A 22450-nucleotide genomic window follows, 5' to 3' on the forward strand; every position below is an offset into this window, starting at 1 on the left:
AATCCTATCTAGGCAGAATTTTTACTGGCTATCGCGCTTCTTCGTTTGTTGAAATTGAACTTAGCGGACAATTTGACGATTACGAAATTCATTTCCTCGACTTTCCACAATCGGATAAAACCGAAATAGAGAATCATTCCCAAGCCGAGCGAAAACGGGGTGAGCACGATTTCCCAGCCTTTGGCGTCAATCAGCTTCATCCCGCCATAATAGAAGCAATAAGCCATTGCGGCGGCTAATAAGGCGGAAGAAATGATTTTCGAAAGAAACGGAACGGTAAGGCCTAGCGGCTGGTTCGGATTCAATCGCTTATACCGCACGAGCAAATACGAGAAGGATAGAATGGATGACGACGAGCCCGATACGGCGATGCCGATATAGTGAAGCTTAGGGACTAACAATAGGCACATGGAGACGAAACAAATCAAATAGAGGGCAGAACAGTGAATAGGAATTCTCATGTTTTCCTTACCGAAGAACAGCTTGTAGCAAAATTCCCTAACCGGAATAATAACGATCCCGATCGCGAAGATCAGAAACGCGATGGCCGTCATCTCCGTTGCGGTAGAGTCGAAAGCCCCACGTTGAAACAAAATTCGGATGATCGGGAAGGAGAAAGCCATGCACAAGATCATGACCGGGATTAGAATAAGCGCAAGGCTTTTCATGCTGGTCGAGATGAGAGAGCTGTATTCCCGCTCCTTCTTCTCCGCAAGCATCTGCACGATACTCGGAAAGCTTGCGCTAATGAGCGCCGTGCCGAACAGCGTAACGGGCAGCATGATGATCCGGCTTGAGTAATTCAGCGCCGATGCGCTGCCGACCTCCAAGCTTGAAGAAAAAAACCGGGTGGCGAATTGCAAACTTTGGTCAATGATTACGAGCCCTATAACCGGTATGGAGAGCAAGACAAGCTTCTTGATGTACTCGTCCTTAACGCTCAGATACAATCGATATCGAATGCCTTTCTTAATTAAAACCGGAATTTGAACGAGTACCTGTAAGGCCGTCCCGATCAAGAACCCCCAAGCTACCGAATAGATGCCGATGGAAGCATGAAAGAAATGCATGAACGTAATGACGATTATGTTATTCAGAACAGTGAGCAGGGCAGGCAACGTAAAATGATTAAGGCTGCTAAGCACGCTGGATTGAGCATAGGAAACCGAGAAGAACAGCATATTCGGCAGCAAAATCCATAACAGATGCTTAATCTTGTCATGCTGCAAGGCATCGATCGCGAATACCGAGGATAACGAATCGCTGAAGACGTAGCAGACGACGGTAACCAGGACGATGATCACGATTAGCCAGTTTAATGTATTGTTATACATAAGGTTGGCTTTCTCTACGCTGATTTCTACTCTCTGCTTAATGAACAAAGGTATAAAGCTGGCCATGTATACCCCGCTCACGAAACTGAGCAGCATGGAAGGAATCGTGTTCGCGAACAAATAGGCGTCCATATCCACGTTCGCTCCGTAATTGTGGGCGAGCAACACTTCTCTGCCCAAGCCGAGCAAGCTGCTCAATAAATTGCCAACGAATAAAATGACCGCTCCCGAAACGATTGCTTTAGCATTCATAATGTACCCCTGTCGGATCAAGAATGATGTTCATTTATCCGATCGCTTGTTTCATATAGTAAACGAACTTAAAAAATTTACCGTAAAACTTCGAGATTTGAAAATACGGCTTCTGCTTCGCGCCGAAGGATCGAAAAAAGCTTTCAACCGACTCATGCATCCCGCCATAAAGATCGAACTGAACGGATTGCTTCGACATCAATTGAATGGCATGCCAGATCAGCATGGCGTGCGGACCGCTATTCCTGAAAGTGAAATCCTCTCCGCCAAGCAAATTATAAGCACTGACGGAATCCCACACGAGGTAAATACCGCTATGGATTTTCCCTGCTTCATCGACGGCGAACAGGATTTTCCGCCCATTCTGCTTGCTGAGCTCCTCGTCCAGTCGCTTTAAGGTTTCGAAGCGGTAGGGGATCGGCAGCGTCTTCGGATTGAAATTGCGGCTATGCATTTCATAGAACTGTTCCACGTCGTCGCTCTCGATAACCTTTAGCTTCTGCTCGGCTCTCTCGATACCGTCCCGAATATTTTCCTTGAAATTCGCGTAAACGTTATCCAACTGCGTTAAATCTTCGATCACGTACGTATATCGCGTCGTCTGCCGAAATCCTTTCCAATAGAATGTGCTCCAGTTCGTGATGTTACGGTTGAAATGCTGGTAAGAGTAATCCACATCCGGCATCTGCTCTATGATTTCCAGATAGAGTTCCCTCTCGTACGCCAATCTCGTCGCATATTTCTGGTTGGGCGGATATTGAATCCAAATTCCTAAAGTTAGAGTCAGCTCGGGCATCTGAATCAGGTTGAAGCCGTATTTCTTGGTCTTATAGTACGGCAGGCTTGCGACGATCTCGTTGCCCTTCTCCACGATGATGACGTCCCAGTTGTCCGCTCCCCCGCATACGATATCCAGCCACCAGTCCCGGTCGAACAAGGGGATGCTTGAATTCGTCTTGCAGAGCTCCCTGTATTTGCTTTTAGAATCTTTCACGATTGCGGGCTTAGCCCGGGTTGCTTCGCTCATTCCATCCACCTCCATACTATAAGTTTCCGCATACCGTGACGGTGACGATCGCGGCCAATTGACTTAAAGCTTGCTTGACGTAATAAGCGAAATGAAATAACTTCCCTTTAATCTTGGACACTTGAAAATACGATTGTTGCTTGGCTCCCATTGCCCGGAAAAACCGTTCTACCGGCTCGTGCATTCCGCCATGAAGATCGAATTGCTTCGTGACCTTCGACATTTCCTTAATGGCGTGCCAGAGCAAATAAGAATGCGAGCCGCTTTTCCTTAGTTCGGAATCCGCTCCTCCAAGCAGGTAGTACGCGCAATTCGCATCCCAAACCATGTAAATCGCGCTATGGATTCGGTCCTGCTCGTCGACCGCGAACCAGATTTTGCGGCAACCGCGTATGCTGCAGGCTTCGTCGAGCGGTTTCAATATCTCGAAGCTGTGAGGCATCGGTACCTGCTGCCGATCGAACGTTTTTTTGTTTATCTCATGGAATTTCTCCAGATCGTCGCTCTCAACAACTCTTAGCACTTTCTCCGCCTTGCGTATTTCGGCGCGGATATTGTCTCTGAAGTTGGCGTAAATCCGATCCAAATCGCGGAGATCTTCGAACACGTAGGTGTATCGGGTCGTTTGTCTGAATCCCTTCCAATAGAACGGGCTCCAATTCGTAATATTCCAATGAAAATGCTGGTAGGAGTAATCGACTTCCGGCAGCCTCTCGATCAGCTCATGGAAGATTTCGCGCTCGTAGGCATGCTTGGCCGTTTCGCTCTGCCCGCTAGGATATTTAATCCAAATCCCCATCGTTAGCGTTAACTCCGGCATCTGAATCACCTTGAACAAGTATTTCTTGACCTTATGGTAGGGTAAGCTCGCAACGATCTCCCCATTTCTCTCTATTAAAACGACATCCCATTGGTCCTCTCCGCCGCATGTAATATCCAACCACCAATCCTGATCGAACAAAGACATATCGGAATTGCTCCTGCACAACTTTCTATACTTGCTTTTGGCATTGACTACGTTGACTCTCCTGACGACCGTTTCCCCGCTCATCTCAGAACTCCTCTCCGCGTATCGGACGCTTGTCGCAGTTTCGTACGGAACATCTCCTCATAGACTGCTACAGTTCTGCTAACGTAATGTTCCCGCGTAAATTCCTGCGAATAAAGCTTGCTCGCTTGAACGCCCATCGCTTGATAATCCATGGCGAACATCCGTACAATAGCCGTCTTCAAGGCATCGCTGTTACACGGACTGACCATAATCCCCGTATTCCCCTTCACCATCTCGGGAACTCCCCCGACATCCGTTGCGACTACCGGAAGCCCTTTGCTCATCGCCTCGAGAATGACGGTAGGGAAAATATCATAGACCGAAGGAAGAATGAGGACATCGCTTTGTTCCAGCAAATCCGGAACGTCCCTGCGCAATCCGAGCATGAAGACGGTTTGCTCTACTCCTAGCCGCCTAATGAGACTCAGCAACTGATCTTTATAAGCTTTCTCATGTTCGAAGGCCACATCGCCGACGATCACGAATTTGATATCAGGATGATCTTGCTTAAGCTTTGCCGCAGCTTCGATCAGATACTCCAGCCCTTTCATCGGAGACAATCTTGCGATCGTGATCGCAATCCGGTCGCCCGACAGGAGCCCCAGTTGCTCTCGCAATCGTTCCTTGATGGGAGTTGCCGCTTGGGCGGATTTCGTAATCCCGTTATAGATTTTGACGAGCTTGTTCGACTCCCGATTGAACCATCGGAACATGATCTTGCTTCTGTCGCATAACACGATGACTTTATCGTTGAACAGGTGGTTCAGATACGCTACGAACTTGTATGCGACCAATGGTTTGCGCGCAAGCTCATGTACCGTCTGAACGGTAGGGATACCTAACCATTTCCCGATCAGATTGGCACCGATAACTTCCATCTTATGAGAATGGATCAAGTCGATGCGATACTTTCTGACGATCCCCTTAATCGCCTTCATGGACTTGAGCAAGATGTACATATTGCGGAAATAATAGCCCAAATCCGTAGGTTTGCCGAATACGGCAAGCGGACCGAATAGTACCGTTACCCCTAATTGTTCGTACTTACGCACATAATCCGTGGGTGCCGACAATAAGACGAAGCATCGGTACCGAGACTTGTCCAACCCTTCGATGAGCTGAAGCAGTACGGTGTCTACGCCCCCCACCTGGCTGGCATACGGCTGGACGAATAAAATATTTTTCATCGCTAGTACGCCCCCTTACATCGTTTCGAACTGAATATGGTATTTTTCCGCCAATTCACGGAATCGGGAGGAGATGAGCTCGTCCTCCACCTGCATCCCCATGCTCTCGATAATGAAAATGTCCAAGCTCTCTTCCGATTTGCATAAATCGAACAAATTCAATATCGCCGTGCTGCCGAAAGAGTAAATGTTCACCTTGCGGATATCGTTCTTAATCATGACCAGGTACAGCAATTCGATAGGTAACTTCTTGGGAAGGGCAACGATTCGTTCGGACATGCCCTCTATCGATAGTTTCTCTCCCGGATGTTGCTTGAAGAATAGCGGAGCATCGTCCAACTTAACGGTTTCGCCGACTCTAGCTACGATCTCTTCCAGGTAGCCCTTTCGATCGGCAATGTCATCTAGAAACGGTTCCGTAAGCACGATAGCCATCATTTCCCTACCCTTCAGGAAGTTGTCGACTTCGTGAAGCTCCGGATAGATCCGATAACATTCCTCTACGATTTGCGGCATTTGCAAGTATTCTTTGAAGGAAAGGGGTAACGCCTTCGTCTTATTCCTAAGGGGATTCTTCCTATCCGAAACAATTAATTCAGGTCGTTGAAGCCACACGGAATTGATCCATTTCAAGCTGCCGAAATACCCCCCCGGCAACCCGAGCCTTGGCGCTATTCTCTTCAACAATTGCATGTGCCACTTCGAATGGGTGCTATTGTTGATATAGTTGCCGAAGCCTTCCTCATACAGATAGGAACGCTTCCCTTCCTTGTGGAACTTGCGGATGATCGCATATTCAATGGCGACGAAGTCATGCGCTAGGAACACTTCCGAATATTGCTCAATATTCACTAGCGAAGCAGGCAAGTATTTTCTCCAAGAGTGGTAGAACACGAACTTTCGGACGGGATTCAACTTTAATTTGAACTGGTCCAAGGTGCCGTCATCGATAAACAGCACTCGGTCCCAAATTCCTGTTTCCCTAACCTTGTAGCTGAAATCCGCGGCTTCGTAGAAATGATTCAAGATGATGATGTCGCAATGATCGAAACCACACCCATGTTTGATCAACCTGGCTAGCAGGTATTGATAAGGTTTCGTGCAGACGAACAGTCTTTTATCCGTTGACGGGGATCTCACTGCTTACCTACTCCTCTTCAAGTTTATCAACAGGGTGTTCAAGAATTCGGGCAATAGCTTCCTGGCTATTTTTTTCGCGATTTGCCGTGGTCCGACGCTAGGGCGGAAGTGCTCCCATTCGGTCATAGCCAAGTATTTATAGTACTGATGCTTATAGGTATGGTTATCATGAAAATGCCAAGGCTTCGGCGTACCCGTAAAATGAATGACGGACGGCTTGCGAATCGCTTCCGCCAACGGTGCGTTTCTCTTCAGTTCCTTGTTCCCGCGAATGAGCATGTTTCTCTGAATATTCCATCGCGGATCTAATTCCAGCCACTTATCGTGCAGAATAGCATTTAGGCCATCCTGATCGTGATAGTACATCTTATCGGGGTTATCCCGAATGAACCGAATGACTTGAGCGGTAATCGATTCCCGCCTCCACTGCTGCATATTGATCAGAAGGACGCCCGAATTGAAGTATTTGGATTCCGGTGGAATGCTTAAATCCTTAAATCGGTTTCCTCCGCCTAAATCTCTTACCGCCGCGATCGGATATTGCTTCATGTCCGTCATCCATAATTTCGAAATATCATCCAGAACGATCAGATCGCAATCCAGATAGATCACCTTATCCACTTCTGCGGATTGTATGAGATCGGGAATGGACAGTCGAAAAAATGCGGATGGAGTAATGTGTCTACGGGTTGCGAACGCATAATAGGCTTCTGGGTTAACGGTCAGAAATTCGATGCTCGCCCCGAATCGCTGAACCGTTCGCACCAGCCTCAGCCTATTGGCCGGTTCAATTCCCCCGTCGATAACATAAAATTTCGCGTTCCATTCCGGAGCAAGATTCATCAGCAACGAGACGTATACAGCACCTAGATGTTGAACGTATCCGTTGTCGGTCGATGAGACGATATGAACCGTATCCGCTGCTATCATGTGGATCTCTCCCTCGCGTACATACCTGCTCTGCTTATCGCTTATTGCGAAGCCTTTATCCCAACATGTCCCATCTCGCCGCAGTGCCGGCCTTAATGTCTTTAGCCGCCGTTTTCCCCAAAAATTGATCTATGTACTTGGGCGGAAGGCCGTAACCCGGCCGAATAATTCTCACGTTGTCCTCGTTCAGTGTTTCGCCGCATGCAACATCCTTGCTAATGTAGAGAGAACGTCGATATTTAAGGGAAGATTTTTCTTTATCGCTTAAGCCATAACGAACCGTTCCTAGCGCTTGGCGGGCAATGTCCGTCTCCGATACGAGAAGCTTCATCTCCGCGGGTTCAAGCGAGAACGCGGAATCGACTCCGCCCTCGGATCGGGAGATCGTGAAATGTTTCTCGATCACCGTAGCCCCGAGCACGACGCTCGCTACAGCCGCCCCTATCCCAAGCGTATGATCGGACAATCCGATCTCGCACCGAAACAACTCTTTCATATGCGGAATCGTCAACAAATGACTGTCTGCGGGTGACGCCGGGTAATTGCTAGTACATTTAAGCAAAATAAGATCTTTACATCCCGCTTCCCTCGCGGCTTCCACCATTTCATTCAGTTCCGCCAGGGTAGCCATACCCGTGGAAATAATTAGAGGCTTCCCCGTTCGCGCCGCATGCCGAATCAAAGGAAGATCGTTATTCTCGAAAGACGCGATTTTGTAGAACGGGGTATCCAAGCGTTCGAGAAAATCGACCGCTTTCGGATGAAACGGCGTGCTGAACGGAATAATCCCGAGTTCCCGGCAGCGTTTGTATATCGGCTCGTGCCACTCCCACGGCGTATACGCTTGTTCGTATAACTGATATAAGGACTGGCCTTTCCAGAGACTCCCGGAATCGTGGATATAGAAATCCTCCGACTCCAAATCCAGCGTCATTAAATCCGCCGTGTACGTCTGCAGTTTCAGAGCGTGCGCCCCCGCAGCCGCGGCAGCTTCCACGATCTCGAGAGCTTTCTCGAGGGACTGATTATGGTTTCCCGACATTTCCGCGATAATGAATGGCGGATGCCCCGCCCCTATGGCGCGGTGCCCTAACCGAATCTCGTTCATGCTTAACTTCACCTTCTTTTCTCTACTTTGACCTCGAATGTGCTTCCATCCAGTTCAAAATAACAAGGGTAACGGTCATTATCCGCAACGCGCATCAACCGGAACTGCTCGCGGATCGAGAGATCCGGATCCAATCTGCTGTCCGCCGGCGTTCTCCTTGGATAATAAGTGCTTTCCCCGTGCTGATCTTTAGCTTGCTCGATCACGGTCGGGTATTCCCGCAAAAACCGATTGCACAGGGCGATCGTTTTCCGGCCGAGCTCCAGCCTCATCTCGTCGATCAATTCCGTTCCTTCGAACACGATTTGCTCTCTTAAGTAGATAGGCCCGTCATCCACTTTCTCGGCTGCTTCGAACAGGACGACAGGTATTTCGTTATCGCCGTTCAGAATTTGCCAAGTTAACGGGGACCATCCTTTCCCCTTCGGCAAGTCGCTCGCATGAACGACGAGGTTATGGCGATTGCGGGAGAGGAGAACCCGAGGCACGATCTGTTCGCAGCCTAGGAAGAAGGCCATGTCGCCTACTGTGAGCTCCGACACCTCGTGTATCCATATAATTTCTTCCGCGAATTCCTTCAATGTTGGCAACCACTTAGGAATATGGTCGTTGATCCAGTTTTTCCGATCGGATACGACCGTAATTTGTTTCAGCATTTCAGCAGCTCCTTTACCATTCGTTCCGCTCCGAGACCATCCACGAGGTTGCCGCCTCGCATTGACATCGTTGATCTGAACTCGGGGTTTTGCATGAATTCCAGCACTGTATCCCGAATATGATCGGACTTCACATCCGCGGAATAGCCCAATAAGACGATTAAACCGCTCTTGGCCGCATATTCCGACAGCTCGACTTGATTATCCGCGGTCATGATAACAAGGGATGGTAAGCCGAGACAGCATCTCTCCCAAGTCGTCGTACCGCCTGAGCCGATCGCTAGATCCGCTTCCTGCATAAGCTCAGCCATATTCTCCGTGTGGTCCAAGCATTGTACGTTATCCAGCTCCTTGCAGAGAGCGCGGATGCGGCCCGCTTGCGCGTTAATCTTGCCCATTAGAACTTTCGCGCGTAGCTTGCCTGGCCACAGTTCCTTCAGCTGCCGCAGCGCCTGCAATGTCTTCGTCGTTTCCCCGGTGTGGTCTGCGCCTCCGAATGAAATGAGAAGGTTCGTGACTTCGTCGGAGCGATTAATCCCTGATCTTGCCGCTGCGAATTCCGGTCTCAGCAGCGCATACTGCGGACCCAATCGCAAGGAAGTATCCTGCTCGACGAGCTTGGAATAACGTTGCTCCGCATGGTCGTATAAATTCTGATCGAGCAAGAGATCGCAGCGATGCGGCCGATTCGCAAGATCGTCGATGACCATTATGTTCTGAACGTGGGGGCGCACGACCGCCTCGTATCTAGCATCCAGCCCGTAATGATCCACAATGAGCCAAGAAGCTTTCATCCGCTGTTCATAGAGGTATGCGATTGTTTGCCTCGCGTCTTCCTCCCATCTCTCGTCATGGCAAGAGATCGCATGAACGGAATACCCGCGGCTGTGAATATAGGCAATAAGATCCCCCTCTAGCTTCCTGCAAATAAAAGCAACATCCGCATGCTGCTTTAACCGGTCCGCTAGAGTTAAGCATCTCATGACGTGACCCGTCCCAATATGGATCGAAGCGTCCGTTCGAATGACTATTCTCATCTGCGTACGCTTTCCTCCATGCAATCTCCGATCACTTGCCTAACAGCTGCAATGACATCCTCGACGTCTTCGTCCGTCATTCCCGGATACAGCGGGAGCGTTATTAGGCTTTCATAGACTCGTTCGGCTTTCTTGCATAACCCTTGCGGATAACCCAATCTTCTGTAGTACGGATGTAAGTAAACCGGGATATAGTGCAAATTAACTCCAATATTCAACTCGTGCAGACGGTTGAAGATGTCATCTCGTCCGACGCTCAATTGTCCAAGGTCCAAACGAATAACATACAAATGCCAACTCGACTCCCCGAACTGCTCTTGATAAGGGATCCCGATGGCCGACATTTCCCGAAAGGCATGGTTGTAGGTATCGGCGATCTTCCTTCGCCTGCTTACGAAGGCATCAAGCTTATCTAGCTGGCTAATGGCAAGCGCCGCCGAAATATCCGTCAGCCTATAGTTGTAGCCCAAGCTCTGCATCTCGTAATACCACTTACCGGGAGGCGCTTGGTCCAACCGGCTAGGCTCGCGCACGATGCCATGGTTGCGGAAATCGAGCAATCTCCCATAATAAAGCTCGTTGTCGGTCGCGATGACGCCGCCTTCCCCAGCCGTAATGTGCTTCACCGGATGTAAGCTGAACATGGTCATATCGCTGATTGATCCGATCGGGCGCGAACGGTAAGTTGCTCCTAGCGCATGCGCGGCATCCTCGATAACGACTAGCCCGTGCTTGGCTGCCAGCTCTTGGATTGCCGCCAGATTCGCGGGCTGCCCGGTGAAATCTACGGGAATAATCGCTTTAGTCCGTTCCGTAATGAGGCTTTCTACCGCTCGTGGATCGATGTTGTAGGTTTGCTCGTCGATATCGGCAAAGACGGGGGTACCGCCTTGATACAGAACGCAGTTAGCGCTCGCGGCAAACGTCATCGGAGTCGTGATCACTTCATCGCCCTCGCCGATGCCCGCCGCATAACAAGCGGCATGCAGCGCAGCCGTTCCATTGGAGAACGCCACCGCGTAGCGGGCTCCGACTTTCTCGGCAAGCTTGCTCTCGAACTCCGGAACGTAAGGCCCTGTCGTCAAGTAGTCCCCGCGGAGCACAGCGGTTACCGCCTCAATATCCTTCTCGTCGATCCATTGCCGACCGTAAGGCAGGAATGAAGATCGTCTCTTATAACCTGCTTGACCTGCTCGAACACTCATGCATATTCACCTAGATACTGTATGATTTCTTCATCCGTTAACCAGTGGCTATTCGTGTGGCTGCTATAACTGAATCTCTCATGCAGAGGAACTCCGCCATAATACTCGGTTTCTTGGTCATCCAACCAGATCGGATATTCCGGCTTGATGACGAAATAATCGTCGAACTCCACCGTTTTGCGGGCATCGTCTTCCGTAATCATCGCCTCGTGGAGCTTCTCTCCCGGACGAATGCCTATGTACTCCACCCTGCAGTTTGGTGCGATAACCCGAGCCAGATCGACGATTTTGACGCTTGGAATTTTCGGTACGAAGATTTCGCCGCCCTTCATGCGCCCCAAGCAATCCTGAACGAATTGCACGCCTTGGTCCAACGTAATCCAGAACCGGGTCATTCTCTCGTCGGTAATCGGAAGGCGACCGGAATTTCTTAGCTTATGGAAGAAGGGAATGACGCTTCCTCTGCTTCCGACCACGTTGCCGTATCTCACGACGGAAAATTTGGTTCCAACGTCGCCGACATAGGAGTTCGCGGCAACGAACAGCTTATCCGAAGCCAACTTTGTCGCACCGTATAGATTGATCGGATTGGCCGCTTTATCCGTGCTTAAAGCGATAACGCGCTTGACTCCCCGATTGATCGCCGCATCGATGACATTCTGAGCGCCGAGAATATTCGTGCGCACAGCTTCGAATGGATTATATTCGCAAGCCGTCACATGCTTGAGCGCCGCTGCATGAACGACGATATCGACTCCGTCGAAAGCTCTGTTTAACCGCTCTTGATCCCTTACGTCACCGATGAAAAATCTCATTCTAGCATCCGTGAATTCTTGGCTCATCTCATACTGCTTCAACTCATCCCTGCTTAGAACGATGACCTTCCGAACGTCCAGCTCCAGCATCTTGCGAACGAACTTTTTGCCGAAAGATCCCGTCCCGCCAGTTACTAGCACCGTTTTACCATTGAAGTCCATGAAGTATCTTCTCCTCTTCGTTCGATACATTTTGTTATCATATTCTAATAATATGTTACGATTTGTATCATGTCAATCATTAACATTTTTCTTTTGCTTACCACGAAATCAGTTCGTGATAATGCTTGCTATTTGTATCGTTCCCGCCTCGTTTGACGGGACTTCAATCCGTATTTTATGCGTTCCTTTATCTAGATCGTCAGAGATCAGATTCTCCCAATTCACTCTGAAAGGCGCACGATTATTGAATTCATTGATTAGTTTCCCGTCAATGAATACGCGATATTTGCCACCTGTCACGTCCGCCCACTTCTCAATGCCGATCAAGCTACCCGTAAAGGTTTGTTCGATTGAGGATCCCGCCGTTCCTAAAACGCCTTTGGATGTGATCTTGAATCCTTCTGCGTTCTCCCAGTTCGTTAATCTCCTACCCGATTCGAATAACTTAGACCCGTCATACAAGCGCGTTATCGGAAACGGATTCCGGGTCGCCGGCTGGCTAGAATACTTAGAAGCAATAGTCTTATAAATGCTTTTCGTGTAATAATCGTAGCCTTCGGTATTCGGATGTACGCCATCATCGGTTAATGTACTGTAGAGCTTGCCCGACTCCTTGAAGGCTTTGCGCAGATCTACGTTTAGTAGATCATAGTGTGTAGATACCGACTTAATCGTAACGGCGAAAGCTTCGCTGGATAGGCTGTTTTCGATCAGTGTAACGATTTCAGCTAGCGGATAATCATGCATAATCTGTCGCACTAATGCTTCATAGCTCTCTTGAAATCTTTCAAGAGAATCCCCTTGATCGTTCTGTCCGAAACACAGAATGACCATGTCATAGCCATCTGGATGTTTCAAATGCGTAAGGTAATCAATCCAACCCCCGAAAGTGACGGCACCTCCGGTCGCTACAATATCATGGAAGGCTACACCCTTATACGCATCACGGAGCTGCTTATCAAGTCCGTTAAACCATTTCCCTTGATCGCTGCCTGCGCCATCGCTCTGCCCGATGCTGTCACCTAAGACAAGGTACCGGATGTTCTTGCCCAGAAGCAACTTCTCGTACAGGTTCCTGTCGTTTGGGGAATTCTCTTGATTTGCGTGCGCCACGTACGGCTTCAAATTTTGACGATCATAGTAATAAGCGAACACGAACATCATGATAAGAACGAACATAGCGCAAAAGTTAATAAGAGCTTTGTTCATACATCATGACCTCCGTTAAGCGATGATAATATGTTTATCATTCCTTCTATCTCAGCTTGAACAGAGGTTCTAACGGCTGACACTTAAGTCTCCGTTCCAGCTGCCGATCTTCCATAGCGGCTCTCATTTCCCGCAGCACATCGTCATAGGCTCCGAGCAACCTGGAAATATCCTGGTCGGAATGGGTAAAGCTCATATTGTGCGAACCGACGGTTAATATGCCGCGAGCAAGCATTTCCTGCATGTAGAACGTTTTAATTACCCACGAGCTATAATCCGGCGTGTCGTGGATCGTTAAGAACGACCACGGCGGACTGCCCGCGACGGACAACACGTTATCCAGCCCATGCGCCCCTATTAGCCCGCGGAGTCCATCCATGACTTTGCTCCCTTGGGCATGGAGCGTTGGAATGACGGGTTGAGATTCCATTTTATTCATGGTCGCCAGCGCGGCTGCCAGGGAGAGCGTTTCTCCCCCGAAAGTGAACGAGAAGAAAATATCCTCCATCACTTTCATGATCTCCTTCCTGCCGACGATGGCGGAAATCGGGTAACCGTTAGCCATCCCTTTACCAAAAGTCGCGACATCCGGAGTAACGCCGAAGCTGCTCTGCGCTCCTCCGAGGTGATACCGGAATCCCGTGATCGTCTCGTCGAAAATAAGCACCGAGCCCTTCTCGTCGCACAGCCGCCGAATGCCTTCAAGGAATCCGGGAACGGGGAGCGTCATATTCATCGGCTCCAGAATAACCGCGGCGATTTGACCGGGATATTCGGCAAATAGCTGTTCCAACTGGTCAAGCCGATTGTAGGCGAAGGAATGCGTAAGCTGACGCACGGCCTCGGGAACGCCCAGATGCCGCGCCGTCGATCCGATATACCAATCCTGCCAGCCATGATAACCGCATGTCGCAACATGCTCTCTTCCCGTATAAGCCCTCGCCAAACGAATCGCTCCCGCGGTGGCATCCGAACCGTTTTTGCCGAAACGCACCATCTCTGCGCACGGGATAAGCTCCACCAACTTTTCCGAGACCAGTATTTCCAGCTTGTGGGGCAAGCTGAAGGAAACTCCGTTACTCATCTGGCTTCTAACGGCGTGATCGACATCCGGGTCTTGATAACCCAAGCTGATCGCTCCCAAGCTATTCACGAAATCGATATACTCATGACCGTCGGCATCCCATACATGACTGCCCAAGCCTTTTTCAATAAAATACGGGGATACTTCTAGCGGATATTGGGTTTTGCTCTTACTGAAAGTCTGGCTCCCAAGCGGGATCGTCGTTAACGCCCTGCTTAAGAGAACCTCGGATTGCGCATATCGAATAGACATTAGAATCACCTTTCTCAGCTAATTTTCCATAAGGATGGATTTAAGAGCGTGGAATCCGTGGAAGCGAACTGCGAGAAGTCGAGCCCCTTAGAACGATTGGCCGCACAAGCGATCAGTTGCCGCAACTGCTCCGAACGATTTACCCCGCACACGAAAGCATCGATTTCCGGAAGGCCGTCCACGAAGGCGAGAGCCGCTTCAATAGGATTAATTCCTTGCTCGGTAATATATTGTTGGAAGCTTAAGAGCTTTCCGACATGAGGCTGGAAATAAGCGGGTATAGCGTTCGGCTCCATACAGAGCAGCCCCTGAAGGAATACCGATCGGGCTTGTATTTCCATGCCCAGCGACCGGCATCGGCTCAGAAATCCGTTCCGGACGAGACGTTGGTCGAACAGATTAACCGGCACTTGAATGAGATCGATCGGGTAACGGCTGATGAGCTCGTCTAGCGGGTCTTCCGCGTAGGCGGATATGCCAACCTTCATCGCAAGGCCCATCCTTTTGCACTTCTGCAGCCCTCTCATGATTTCATCGCCATAAGGAGAGAGCAGTTCATCCGCCCGATGCAAGAGCAGGCCGTACACGTTTTGTTGCCCTAGCCTGTTGAGCGACTCCATCAGAAGCCTTACGACTTCATTCGCATCGAACGACGTTCTATTCGGCGATAATCCGGGAAGCTTAGTCGTTATTCGGAATGTATGGCGCTTAGACAATAGCCGGCCGAGTACCTGCTCGCTTTCCCCGTACATCGCCGCCGTATCGATAGCGGTTACTCCGCTTTCCTCCGCCAGCCCCAATATTTCCTTCGCTTCATCAAGCGAAGTTTGTCCCCCGGTGTTCGATACGCCGTAATTCATGCCGAATTGTACGGTACCTAGCCCTAGCTTCATCCCGTTTCCGCTCCCTTGGCTTCCGTCATCGCAACCCCGCCTAGCTCTTGGGAAGAACTGTTTGAACCTTCGTTTCGTTGATAGAGGCTATTGATCTCTGCCAGCCAAGGATATTGCTCCACGATGTTTAACCATGCTTCCCATGTAGCACTTATTGTTGGAATTCCTAAATCTGCGGCTTTAGCCGATAGCGCGAGCAGAAACTCGTAATCCTTCTGTTCATCGAGCGTCCATCTCAAACCGGAGTAGTCTTGGGGAGCCGACAGATTAGCGCTCGGGAACCATTCCGGGTGCCCGTGTATGAACGGAGTCACATGTTCCCTATCAAACCGGTTGCTCGTTTCTTTCCATGCCCGTTCCAATGCCTCGAACGAGAACACTTCTACGTCCAGACCGTCCGGAAATGTAGGAGGATGTATATTCGAAACGTAATCCAGCGACGGTTGCCGATCGATGTATTTCCCGACGACGGCATCGACAATCCCCGGGTCGATTAACGGGCAATCGCCGGTAATCCTCACGATGGCTTCCGCTTGCGTAATTGAGGCAACCCGGTAGTACCGATCAAGGACATCATTCTCGTCTCCCCGGTATACCGGGATGTTCAATCGTTTCATCTCTTCCTCTACGGCATCGTCTTTCTCCGAACAACTTGTAGCCACTACAATCTCGTGCAGCGAGCGGCATTGGGACAGCCGCTTATGAATGAGCTCCAACACTGTAACTCCATCTAACGATCGCAATATTTTGCCTGGTAATCGGGACGATCCCATGCGCGCCTGAACGATGGCGACGACCTTCATTTCTCCACCCCAAATCTTAGAATCGACTACCAAAAACGTGGTTGACTGACTTTGAGATGTAGTATAAAGTAAAATTATGTTAGATACAATACGTAACACTAATATTACAAAATGTATATTTTTGCAGGAGGTCATGATTGAAATGGAGCTTTCCCAAATGAGTCGTCAAAGAATGAAACAACTCATTGAACCCTACTACATGCTCAATCGCGTTGCCGTAGGAGACGATACTTCGTTGTACGCCCGTAGCCTTGCGGAGTATTTAAAGGTTGAGCCGCTCTCCCTGCCATCGGGAACGAAATGCTTAACTTGGACGATTCCCGACAAATGGGTCGTACACGAAGCCTACATTGAAACTCTAGACGGGGAGCGAATCGCCGATTTCGCCTGGCACCCTCTCTACTTGAACTCCTATTCGATCCCCTTCAGCGGAATAATCGCCAAAGAAGAGCTGCTTAAACATGTCACCTCCCATCCCGTGCTCGAGGATAGGCTCGTTTACATGAATCGCTGGCAATATCACAAGAAGCATACGCAATGGGGCTTCAGCGTACCTAGAACGGTAGTCGAGAACCTGGACGAACAAAGCTATCGGGTACATATCGACACCGCGTTCGAACCAGGAACGATGGAAGTTATCGACTGGACATTGCCGGGACAATCGACCGAGACCGTATTTTTCGCCGCCCACACGTGCCACCCGGGCCAAGTGAACGATGGCGCGGCCTGTATCGCCGTTCTGGTCGAGTTATTTCAATATTTGGAGTCGTTGCCCGAGCGGCATTATACGTACCGCTTAATCCTCGGACCCGAATATTACGCTGCCGCGGCGGTATTGGAACACGGCAAAGACATCCAGCACCTCCGGTACGGATTTTATTTGGATATGATGGCCAATGGTTTGCCGCTAAGCTTCTCCCGCTCCTTCCATGGAAATAGCTATGCGGACAGAATTACCCGTAGCGTTCTGGCCCATTACGATACCGATCGGATTGATGCTCCTTATCGTAGCTTGTACGGAAACGACGAGATGTTCTATGACGGACCGGGGTTTGAAATTCCGACCGTTTGCCTTAGCCGGCATCCGTATACGTATTACCACACCGATTGGGATAATCTTGATCACTGCGATTTCGATAAATTGGAGGAGTCTCTCGATATGTTGAAAGATGTAATCGAAACCTTCGAAACCGATGCCATTCCGACCCGCCTATTCGAAGGCCCTTTGTATTTAACGGAATACAATCTCTATATCGATCCGAAGCTTGACCAAAGAGGGTATACCGCGCTGCAAGAAATCCAGATTCTCATGAACGGGGAAAGAAGCTGCCTGGACATCGCGGAGATGATCGGAGTAGATTTTCTCTTCGTGCGGAACTTCGTTAATGAACTTAGCAAACACGGGCTCGTCGCACTCGCGTATGGTACGGCGCAGAAAGCAGCAACCTCTTCCCCTTCGCATGTTCTTTATGCGGAGGCGATGAAATGAGAAGCTACCATCACCACTTGCTGCATACTTCCGGTCCAGTCGAGGCGTCGATCATGCACAAGCCGACTCACCGTTCTTCCGCGATCTTTCCCGTTTTCCACACGGCCGGAATGACCACCCGAATCTGCTTCCTTGGATACTGGATGGTTAAACGCAACCTGCCGGAAATCCAATCCGTCGTCACTTTGCGATCAAAAGAAGGCACGATGATCTACCGAACGGCGGAACTAATAACAGAAGCCAAAGCCTATAGGATCGAGCTTATCGATCTGTTGACCGCTATAGCCTATGAGAACCCAATCGGATTTACCGGCAGCATGGAGCTCGAATTTTTCTCTTCCCGTGATCTCGTGTTCTCCTATCCCGCGTTGGTCGTCAATTATTACGGTCCCGGATACGGCAGCGTCGTGCATACGGCTCAACGTATCTATAACGATGATGAGGATCGCCGTACCAACCAGGAAAACCTTGTCTCGGAAGCAGGTTTCAACATCTACGCCGACGGCGACAGGGAACCTTTTTTCTCTTTCATCAACGGATTCGAACCGGTAAGAAACGGCAAAGTGACCTTGAAAATATTCAACAGCAAGAGAAGTACGATGGACTTGCATATAGACGTTCCTTTGTTGGCTCCTTACGAAACGAAGGTTATTTATCCCGATCGACATGCGGATCTTCAAAGCTTTCTAGGTGGCCATCCGGGAACAGCCCGAATTAGCTTTGACGTCGATTGGGTATTCCCTCGAATCATAGCCGGTAACGTTCAGCGTTCCACAGAAGCGTTAAGCGTTACGCACACCTATTACGACTGCTCCACCAGGATGAGTAAAGACGACTATTGGCATGAACCGCAGGAGGGATGGCATTCCGCCAGCATGCTTATACCGGTTACCCTAATGGCACAACGCTATACGCATGTGAATTTCTACCCGATCTATTCCCCTTGCGAACTAGCGGTCGATATCGAGCTATACGACTCCGAAGGAACTCTTCTTGGATTCAAGAGCCAAGTACAAATCCTCTCTCCAACGGATAGCCGATTACAAACCGTCGATCTCCAAACCCTATCCCTAGAACTCGGCGTCGAAAGCGAGCTTGCCATGAGCGCGAATCTCATCGCTCGCCCCCTCGGTAATAGCCGGCTGCCAACGCGATTAAAAGTCGGTTTGGATTACGGTTTGAACGCGGATGCGCTTCCCTGCAATATTTGCAAAGGCATGGACGTATTCAACCCTTCGCTCGAGCATAAGAAAAGGAGCTTCCACTGGGCTCCGGTCGTAAGCGATCAAGAGGATGCCACCGTATGGATCATGAATAGCAGTCCGATGAACCCTTACACTCGAACGGCATCCGTTCAGTTAACGTTCTATCGCGAACAAGATTCCGCAACGCTCACTCGGCAATTGACCCTATCTCCTAACGGAAGCTACTGCTTACGCCTAAGCGAGAATGCCGAGCTACAGCATTTCTTCGGCAATCGAATAGGCTGGTATACATGCGTCTCGGATAACCCGCATATCAAAACCTATTACTTCAGCGAAGGAAGCTCCGGCCTCGTCGGCGGAGACCACGATTTCTAATTTCGACAGAGGAGAATTATCACATGCTAATGGATTTATTCGATCGGTTGTTCCCTATTAATCGGAGTATTACGGGCGATGGCGTAAGGCAGTCGCTCAGCATTTTAGGAGAAGTCGTTCCTATCACCCAGCACGAGTATCCATCCGGGATGGAATGCTTCGACTGGACGATTCCTAAAGAATGGAACGCTAGAGCCGCTTACGTCAAAGACGGCCAGGGACGTACGCTTATCGATTTCGCGAACAACAATTTACATCTAATGGGATACAGCGTGCCCTTCCGGGGTTACGTGAGCCGGGAGGAGCTTATGGCCCATTTGCACACGAAGCCGGAACTCCCCGATGCGATCCCGTACATGATGTCCTACTACAAAGAAAATTGGGGATTCTGCGTAGAGCATAACCGGCTTCATGAATTTACGGACGATTGGTACGAAGTGATGATCGACTCCGAGTTGAAGGAAGGGCATATGACTCTCGGGGAGGGCTATATTCAAGGCGCTTCCGACAAGGAGATTTTACTATCTACTTACGTTTGCCATCCTTCGATGGCCATTAACGAGCTTTCAGGCCCGTTAGTCCAAACAATGGTGTACCGATATTTGCTTCAGAAGGAAAACCTTAAGTTCAGCTATCGGTTTCTGTACATACCGGAAACGATCGGCTCCTTGTTATATTTAAGCCAACATGGGGAAGATCTCAAAAGAAAGGTAGCCGCGGGGTACGTCATCACATGCGTGGGACACGGGAAGAGCTATACTTATAAGAAGAGCAAACGCGGCAATACGCTTGCCGACAAAGCGGCGATCCATGTCCTTAAGCAATCCGGCAAACCCTATCAAGTCGTGGAATGGAACCCCTTCGGCAGCGACGAAAGGCAATATTGCAGTCAAGCCTTCCAGCTTCCGGTAGGAAGCCTCATGCGTACGATGTACGGAGAATACCCCGAATATCATACTTCGTTGGATAACCGTGAGCTTATTTCGGAAGAAGTGCTGCAGGAAACCGTTCAAATGTACATCGACCTGATTGAAACGCTCGAAGCCAATGAAACTTATGAAAGCACCCATATTCACGGCGAGCCCAAGTTGGACAAACGCGGATTGTATCCGTATATGGGAGGAACCCGTACGCAAGCCGAGAAACATCGCATATTAGCCATTACGAACTTAATCGCTTTCAGCGACGGGTCCCATGATCTGATAGATATCGCCGAGAAGCTGAACGTAATGGGGAAAGATCTTCGTGAATCCGCTCTTCTGCTGGAACAACACGGCTTGCTCCGCAATCCAAACCATTTGCGATTGGATTTGGTTACCCAGATGGGATAATTCATCGGCACGCGAATCAAGAAAGGGACTATCCCGTGGTCTTGTTCAGACCTTGTGGGATAGTCCCTCTTCCATGTCATCAAACCTCATCTTGATATATTTAGCCGGCGTTCCGGCATGAACTTCATTACCGGATATATCATGCAAAACCGTGCTTCGTGCCGCGACGACGGCCATTGTACCTACCGTGATGCCAGGATAAATGAACACATCGCTGGCGATCCATGCCCCATCCTCGATTCGGATCGGTTTCACCACCAGCGAGAAAGCTGGATCGTCCGTCCGATGGCTACCCGTGCATAAGTAGCTGTTCTGCGAGATCACGCAATGCTTACCGATCGTAATTGTATCCAAGCTGTATAATTCGGCATGATCCCCAATCCAAGCGTGTTCTCCTACTTTTACTTTCCATGGATAAGTAAACCTAGCCGATGGCCTAATCTTGGCTCCTTTGCCGATATCCGCTCCGAACAGCTTTAACAGTCCATTTCGCCAGCTATACATCGGCTGCAGAGACCATCGAAACAGCGTCCCTTGCACGAACCACCACAGCAGCACCACGATCCCGCTTCTTCCTCTGGAATAATGGGCTTGGCTGTACATATCTAACCTGACTTGATTATTCATGGCATTCCTACCCCTAATTCAACCATAGTTTGTTGGAAAGCATTCATGACCGATTCATAGCCGAGATAACTGACCGCATACTCCCTTGCCCGGTCGCCATGGCGCTTACGGTCGTCCGAACGCTCGGATAGAGACATTAAAGCTTCCGCAAGCTTGATCGCATCCTCGGGAGGGATGAGAATCCCCGCCTGCGATTGCTGCATGACCGAATGCACTGCCGTCTGCTCCTCCGCGGCTGCGATAACGGCTCTGCCGCTTGCTAGCATGCCGGTCAACTTCGAAGGCATCACGAGATCCGAAGTATTGCGCTTCTGCATCAGAAGATGAACATCGGCCATGTTGAGCAGTTCATTCAACTTCTCCGCGGGCTGCAGAGGAAGGAATCTGACGTTCGATAAGCGTTGACGGTTTGCCCTCTCCATGAGCTTGGATTTGGCCACGCCTTCTCCGCACAGCATAAACCGGACATGGGACATCGATTGCAGCCTTTCCGCCGCGTCCAGCACGGTATCCAAGCCTTGCTTCTCTCCCATATTGCCGGAATAGAGCACCACCAAATCTTCACGGGTATAGCCCATCGTCTCTCTAAACCTGTTCCGCGTTTCATCAGGCAACGGATGAATGACGGAAATGTCGACCCAGTTAGGGAAGAGCTTAATCCGGTCAGGCGGCACTCCCTTCATCAGCAACCGTCGAGTCATCGGCTCGCTAATGGAGGAGACGGTATCAAACCTTCTCATTAACCAGCTCTCCAATCCGATGACCCACTTTTTCAATCTTTTATGGTTAGGCAATAACCCCAGATCGAAAGCCGCATCCACTTCAAAGTCCTGGACATGGAGCCAAGTCTTTATTCTTAGAAGCTTGGCAATCATTACGGCCATAGGCGAGAGAGCTAGGGGAGGTTCAACGATGAGACACACATCCGGTCTCCAGAGCATGTGCTTGATGAATAAAGGAATACTGGAAAGCGCAAAAGAGAACAGGTGCAGCAGTCTCTTGAGCCCGGATCCCGATTTCGGAACCCATAACGGACAGCGCCATACTTTGGCTCCATTCCACAATTCCTTCGAGTAACGGTAAGAGGAATATCCAGCCTGCACCTTCCAATGCGGATAATAGGGAGGTGCTGTCACCACTCTCACCTCATATCCGTGCTCTGTCAGCCACTGGACCATCTCTCCGTTATATTTTCCTATACCCGTAAGCTCCGGAACGAAATTGATGCTATACAACAATAGTTTCTTACGACGCGGTGTGTGCCCCGACTCGCCCATT

General features: G+C 49.8%; 20 protein-coding genes. 3 read left to right on the forward strand and 17 right to left on the reverse strand.

The genetic code is table 11. The features are described 5' to 3' along the window. Positions 1-8: 8 nt before the first annotated feature. From murJ to L3D05_RS23625, 15 genes are all read right to left on the reverse strand, one after another. Entirely contained in the window at positions 9-1586 is a 1578-nt protein-coding gene (gene murJ, locus L3D05_RS23555) for a murein biosynthesis integral membrane protein MurJ (protein ID WP_239618826.1), read from the reverse strand. 34 nt (positions 1587-1620) lie between these two features. Next, entirely contained in the window at positions 1621-2613 is a 993-nt protein-coding gene (locus L3D05_RS23560; RefSeq protein ID WP_239618827.1) for a GNAT family N-acetyltransferase, read from the reverse strand. 16 nt (positions 2614-2629) lie between these two features. Continuing rightward, positions 2630-3664, reverse strand: a complete 1035-nt coding sequence (locus L3D05_RS23565) for a GNAT family N-acetyltransferase (protein WP_239618828.1) — start codon at positions 3662-3664, stop codon at positions 2630-2632. Beyond that, positions 3661-4851 carry a glycosyltransferase family 4 protein gene (locus tag L3D05_RS23570; protein WP_239618829.1) on the reverse strand — a complete coding sequence of 397 codons (1191 nt, stop codon included), beginning with the start codon at positions 4849-4851 and terminating at the stop codon, positions 3661-3663. The genes L3D05_RS23565 and L3D05_RS23570 overlap by 4 nt, the downstream gene beginning before the upstream one ends. Positions 4852-4866: 15 nt before the next feature. Further along, entirely contained in the window at positions 4867-5991 is a 1125-nt protein-coding gene (locus tag L3D05_RS23575) for a polysialyltransferase family glycosyltransferase (protein ID WP_239618830.1), read from the reverse strand. Between the two features lie 3 nt (positions 5992-5994). Beyond that, the gene (locus L3D05_RS23580; RefSeq protein WP_239618831.1) at positions 5995-6921 is read right to left on the reverse strand and encodes a glycosyltransferase family 8 protein; all 927 of its coding nucleotides are present in this window, start codon (positions 6919-6921) and stop codon (positions 5995-5997) included. Between the two features lie 55 nt (positions 6922-6976). Beyond that, positions 6977-8029, reverse strand: a complete 1053-nt coding sequence (gene pseI / locus L3D05_RS23585) for a pseudaminic acid synthase (RefSeq protein WP_239618832.1) — start codon at positions 8027-8029, stop codon at positions 6977-6979. Between the two features lie 8 nt (positions 8030-8037). Beyond that, on the reverse strand, positions 8038-8685 hold the full coding sequence (locus L3D05_RS23590) for a formyltransferase family protein (protein WP_239618833.1): 648 nt from the start codon (positions 8683-8685) through the stop codon (positions 8038-8040). After that, positions 8679-9722: a UDP-2,4-diacetamido-2,4,6-trideoxy-beta-L-altropyranose hydrolase gene (pseG, locus tag L3D05_RS23595; protein WP_239618834.1), complete on the reverse strand. Its 1044-nt coding sequence runs from the start codon at positions 9720-9722 to the stop codon at positions 8679-8681. Before pseG ends, L3D05_RS23590 begins: the two co-directional genes overlap by 7 nt. Further along, complete coding sequence (pseC, locus tag L3D05_RS23600) at positions 9719-10927, reverse strand: UDP-4-amino-4,6-dideoxy-N-acetyl-beta-L-altrosamine transaminase (protein ID WP_239618835.1); 1209 nt, start codon at positions 10925-10927, stop codon at positions 9719-9721. The genes pseG and pseC overlap by 4 nt, the downstream gene beginning before the upstream one ends. Then, positions 10924-11904 (reverse strand): UDP-N-acetylglucosamine 4,6-dehydratase (inverting), encoded by a 981-nt coding sequence (pseB, locus tag L3D05_RS23605; RefSeq protein ID WP_239618836.1) that lies wholly within the window; start codon positions 11902-11904, stop codon positions 10924-10926. The genes pseC and pseB overlap by 4 nt, the downstream gene beginning before the upstream one ends. A 108-nt stretch (positions 11905-12012) precedes the next feature. Then, on the reverse strand, positions 12013-13113 hold the full coding sequence (locus L3D05_RS23610; RefSeq protein ID WP_239618837.1) for an SGNH/GDSL hydrolase family protein: 1101 nt from the start codon (positions 13111-13113) through the stop codon (positions 12013-12015). Between the two features lie 46 nt (positions 13114-13159). Beyond that, complete coding sequence (locus tag L3D05_RS23615) at positions 13160-14449, reverse strand: aminotransferase class III-fold pyridoxal phosphate-dependent enzyme (RefSeq protein ID WP_239618838.1); 1290 nt, start codon at positions 14447-14449, stop codon at positions 13160-13162. A gap of 14 nt (positions 14450-14463) precedes the next feature. Further along, positions 14464-15342: an aldo/keto reductase gene (locus L3D05_RS23620; protein ID WP_239618839.1), complete on the reverse strand. Its 879-nt coding sequence runs from the start codon at positions 15340-15342 to the stop codon at positions 14464-14466. After that, on the reverse strand, positions 15339-16145 hold the full coding sequence (locus L3D05_RS23625) for a cytidylyltransferase domain-containing protein (protein WP_239618840.1): 807 nt from the start codon (positions 16143-16145) through the stop codon (positions 15339-15341). Before L3D05_RS23625 ends, L3D05_RS23620 begins: the two co-directional genes overlap by 4 nt. 157 nt (positions 16146-16302) lie before the next feature. Between L3D05_RS23625 and L3D05_RS23630 the strand changes: the two genes are divergently transcribed. Genes L3D05_RS23630 through L3D05_RS23640 form a run of 3 tightly spaced genes read left to right on the forward strand, consistent with a single transcriptional unit; the run spans position 16303 to position 20545 of the window. Beyond that, the gene (locus L3D05_RS23630; protein WP_239618841.1) at positions 16303-17634 is read left to right on the forward strand and encodes a DUF4910 domain-containing protein; all 1332 of its coding nucleotides are present in this window, start codon (positions 16303-16305) and stop codon (positions 17632-17634) included. Continuing rightward, entirely contained in the window at positions 17631-19214 is a 1584-nt protein-coding gene (locus L3D05_RS23635; protein ID WP_239618842.1) for a hypothetical protein, read from the forward strand. Before L3D05_RS23630 ends, L3D05_RS23635 begins: the two co-directional genes overlap by 4 nt. Positions 19215-19237: 23 nt before the next feature. Then, the gene (locus tag L3D05_RS23640; protein ID WP_239618843.1) at positions 19238-20545 is read left to right on the forward strand and encodes a DUF4910 domain-containing protein; all 1308 of its coding nucleotides are present in this window, start codon (positions 19238-19240) and stop codon (positions 20543-20545) included. Positions 20546-20590: 45 nt separating this feature from the next. Here L3D05_RS23640 and L3D05_RS23645 read toward each other — a convergent pair whose 3' ends face one another. Continuing rightward, complete coding sequence (locus tag L3D05_RS23645) at positions 20591-21172, reverse strand: putative colanic acid biosynthesis acetyltransferase (RefSeq protein ID WP_239618844.1); 582 nt, start codon at positions 21170-21172, stop codon at positions 20591-20593. Further along, positions 21169-22449, reverse strand: coding sequence for a glycosyltransferase WbuB (locus L3D05_RS23650; RefSeq protein WP_239618845.1), 1281 nt, complete (start codon positions 22447-22449; stop codon positions 21169-21171). Before L3D05_RS23650 ends, L3D05_RS23645 begins: the two co-directional genes overlap by 4 nt. Position 22450 lies beyond the last annotated feature (1 nt).

The organism is Cohnella mopanensis, assembly GCF_022352055.1.
Lineage (GTDB): Bacteria > Bacillota > Bacilli > Paenibacillales > Paenibacillaceae > Cohnella > Cohnella mopanensis.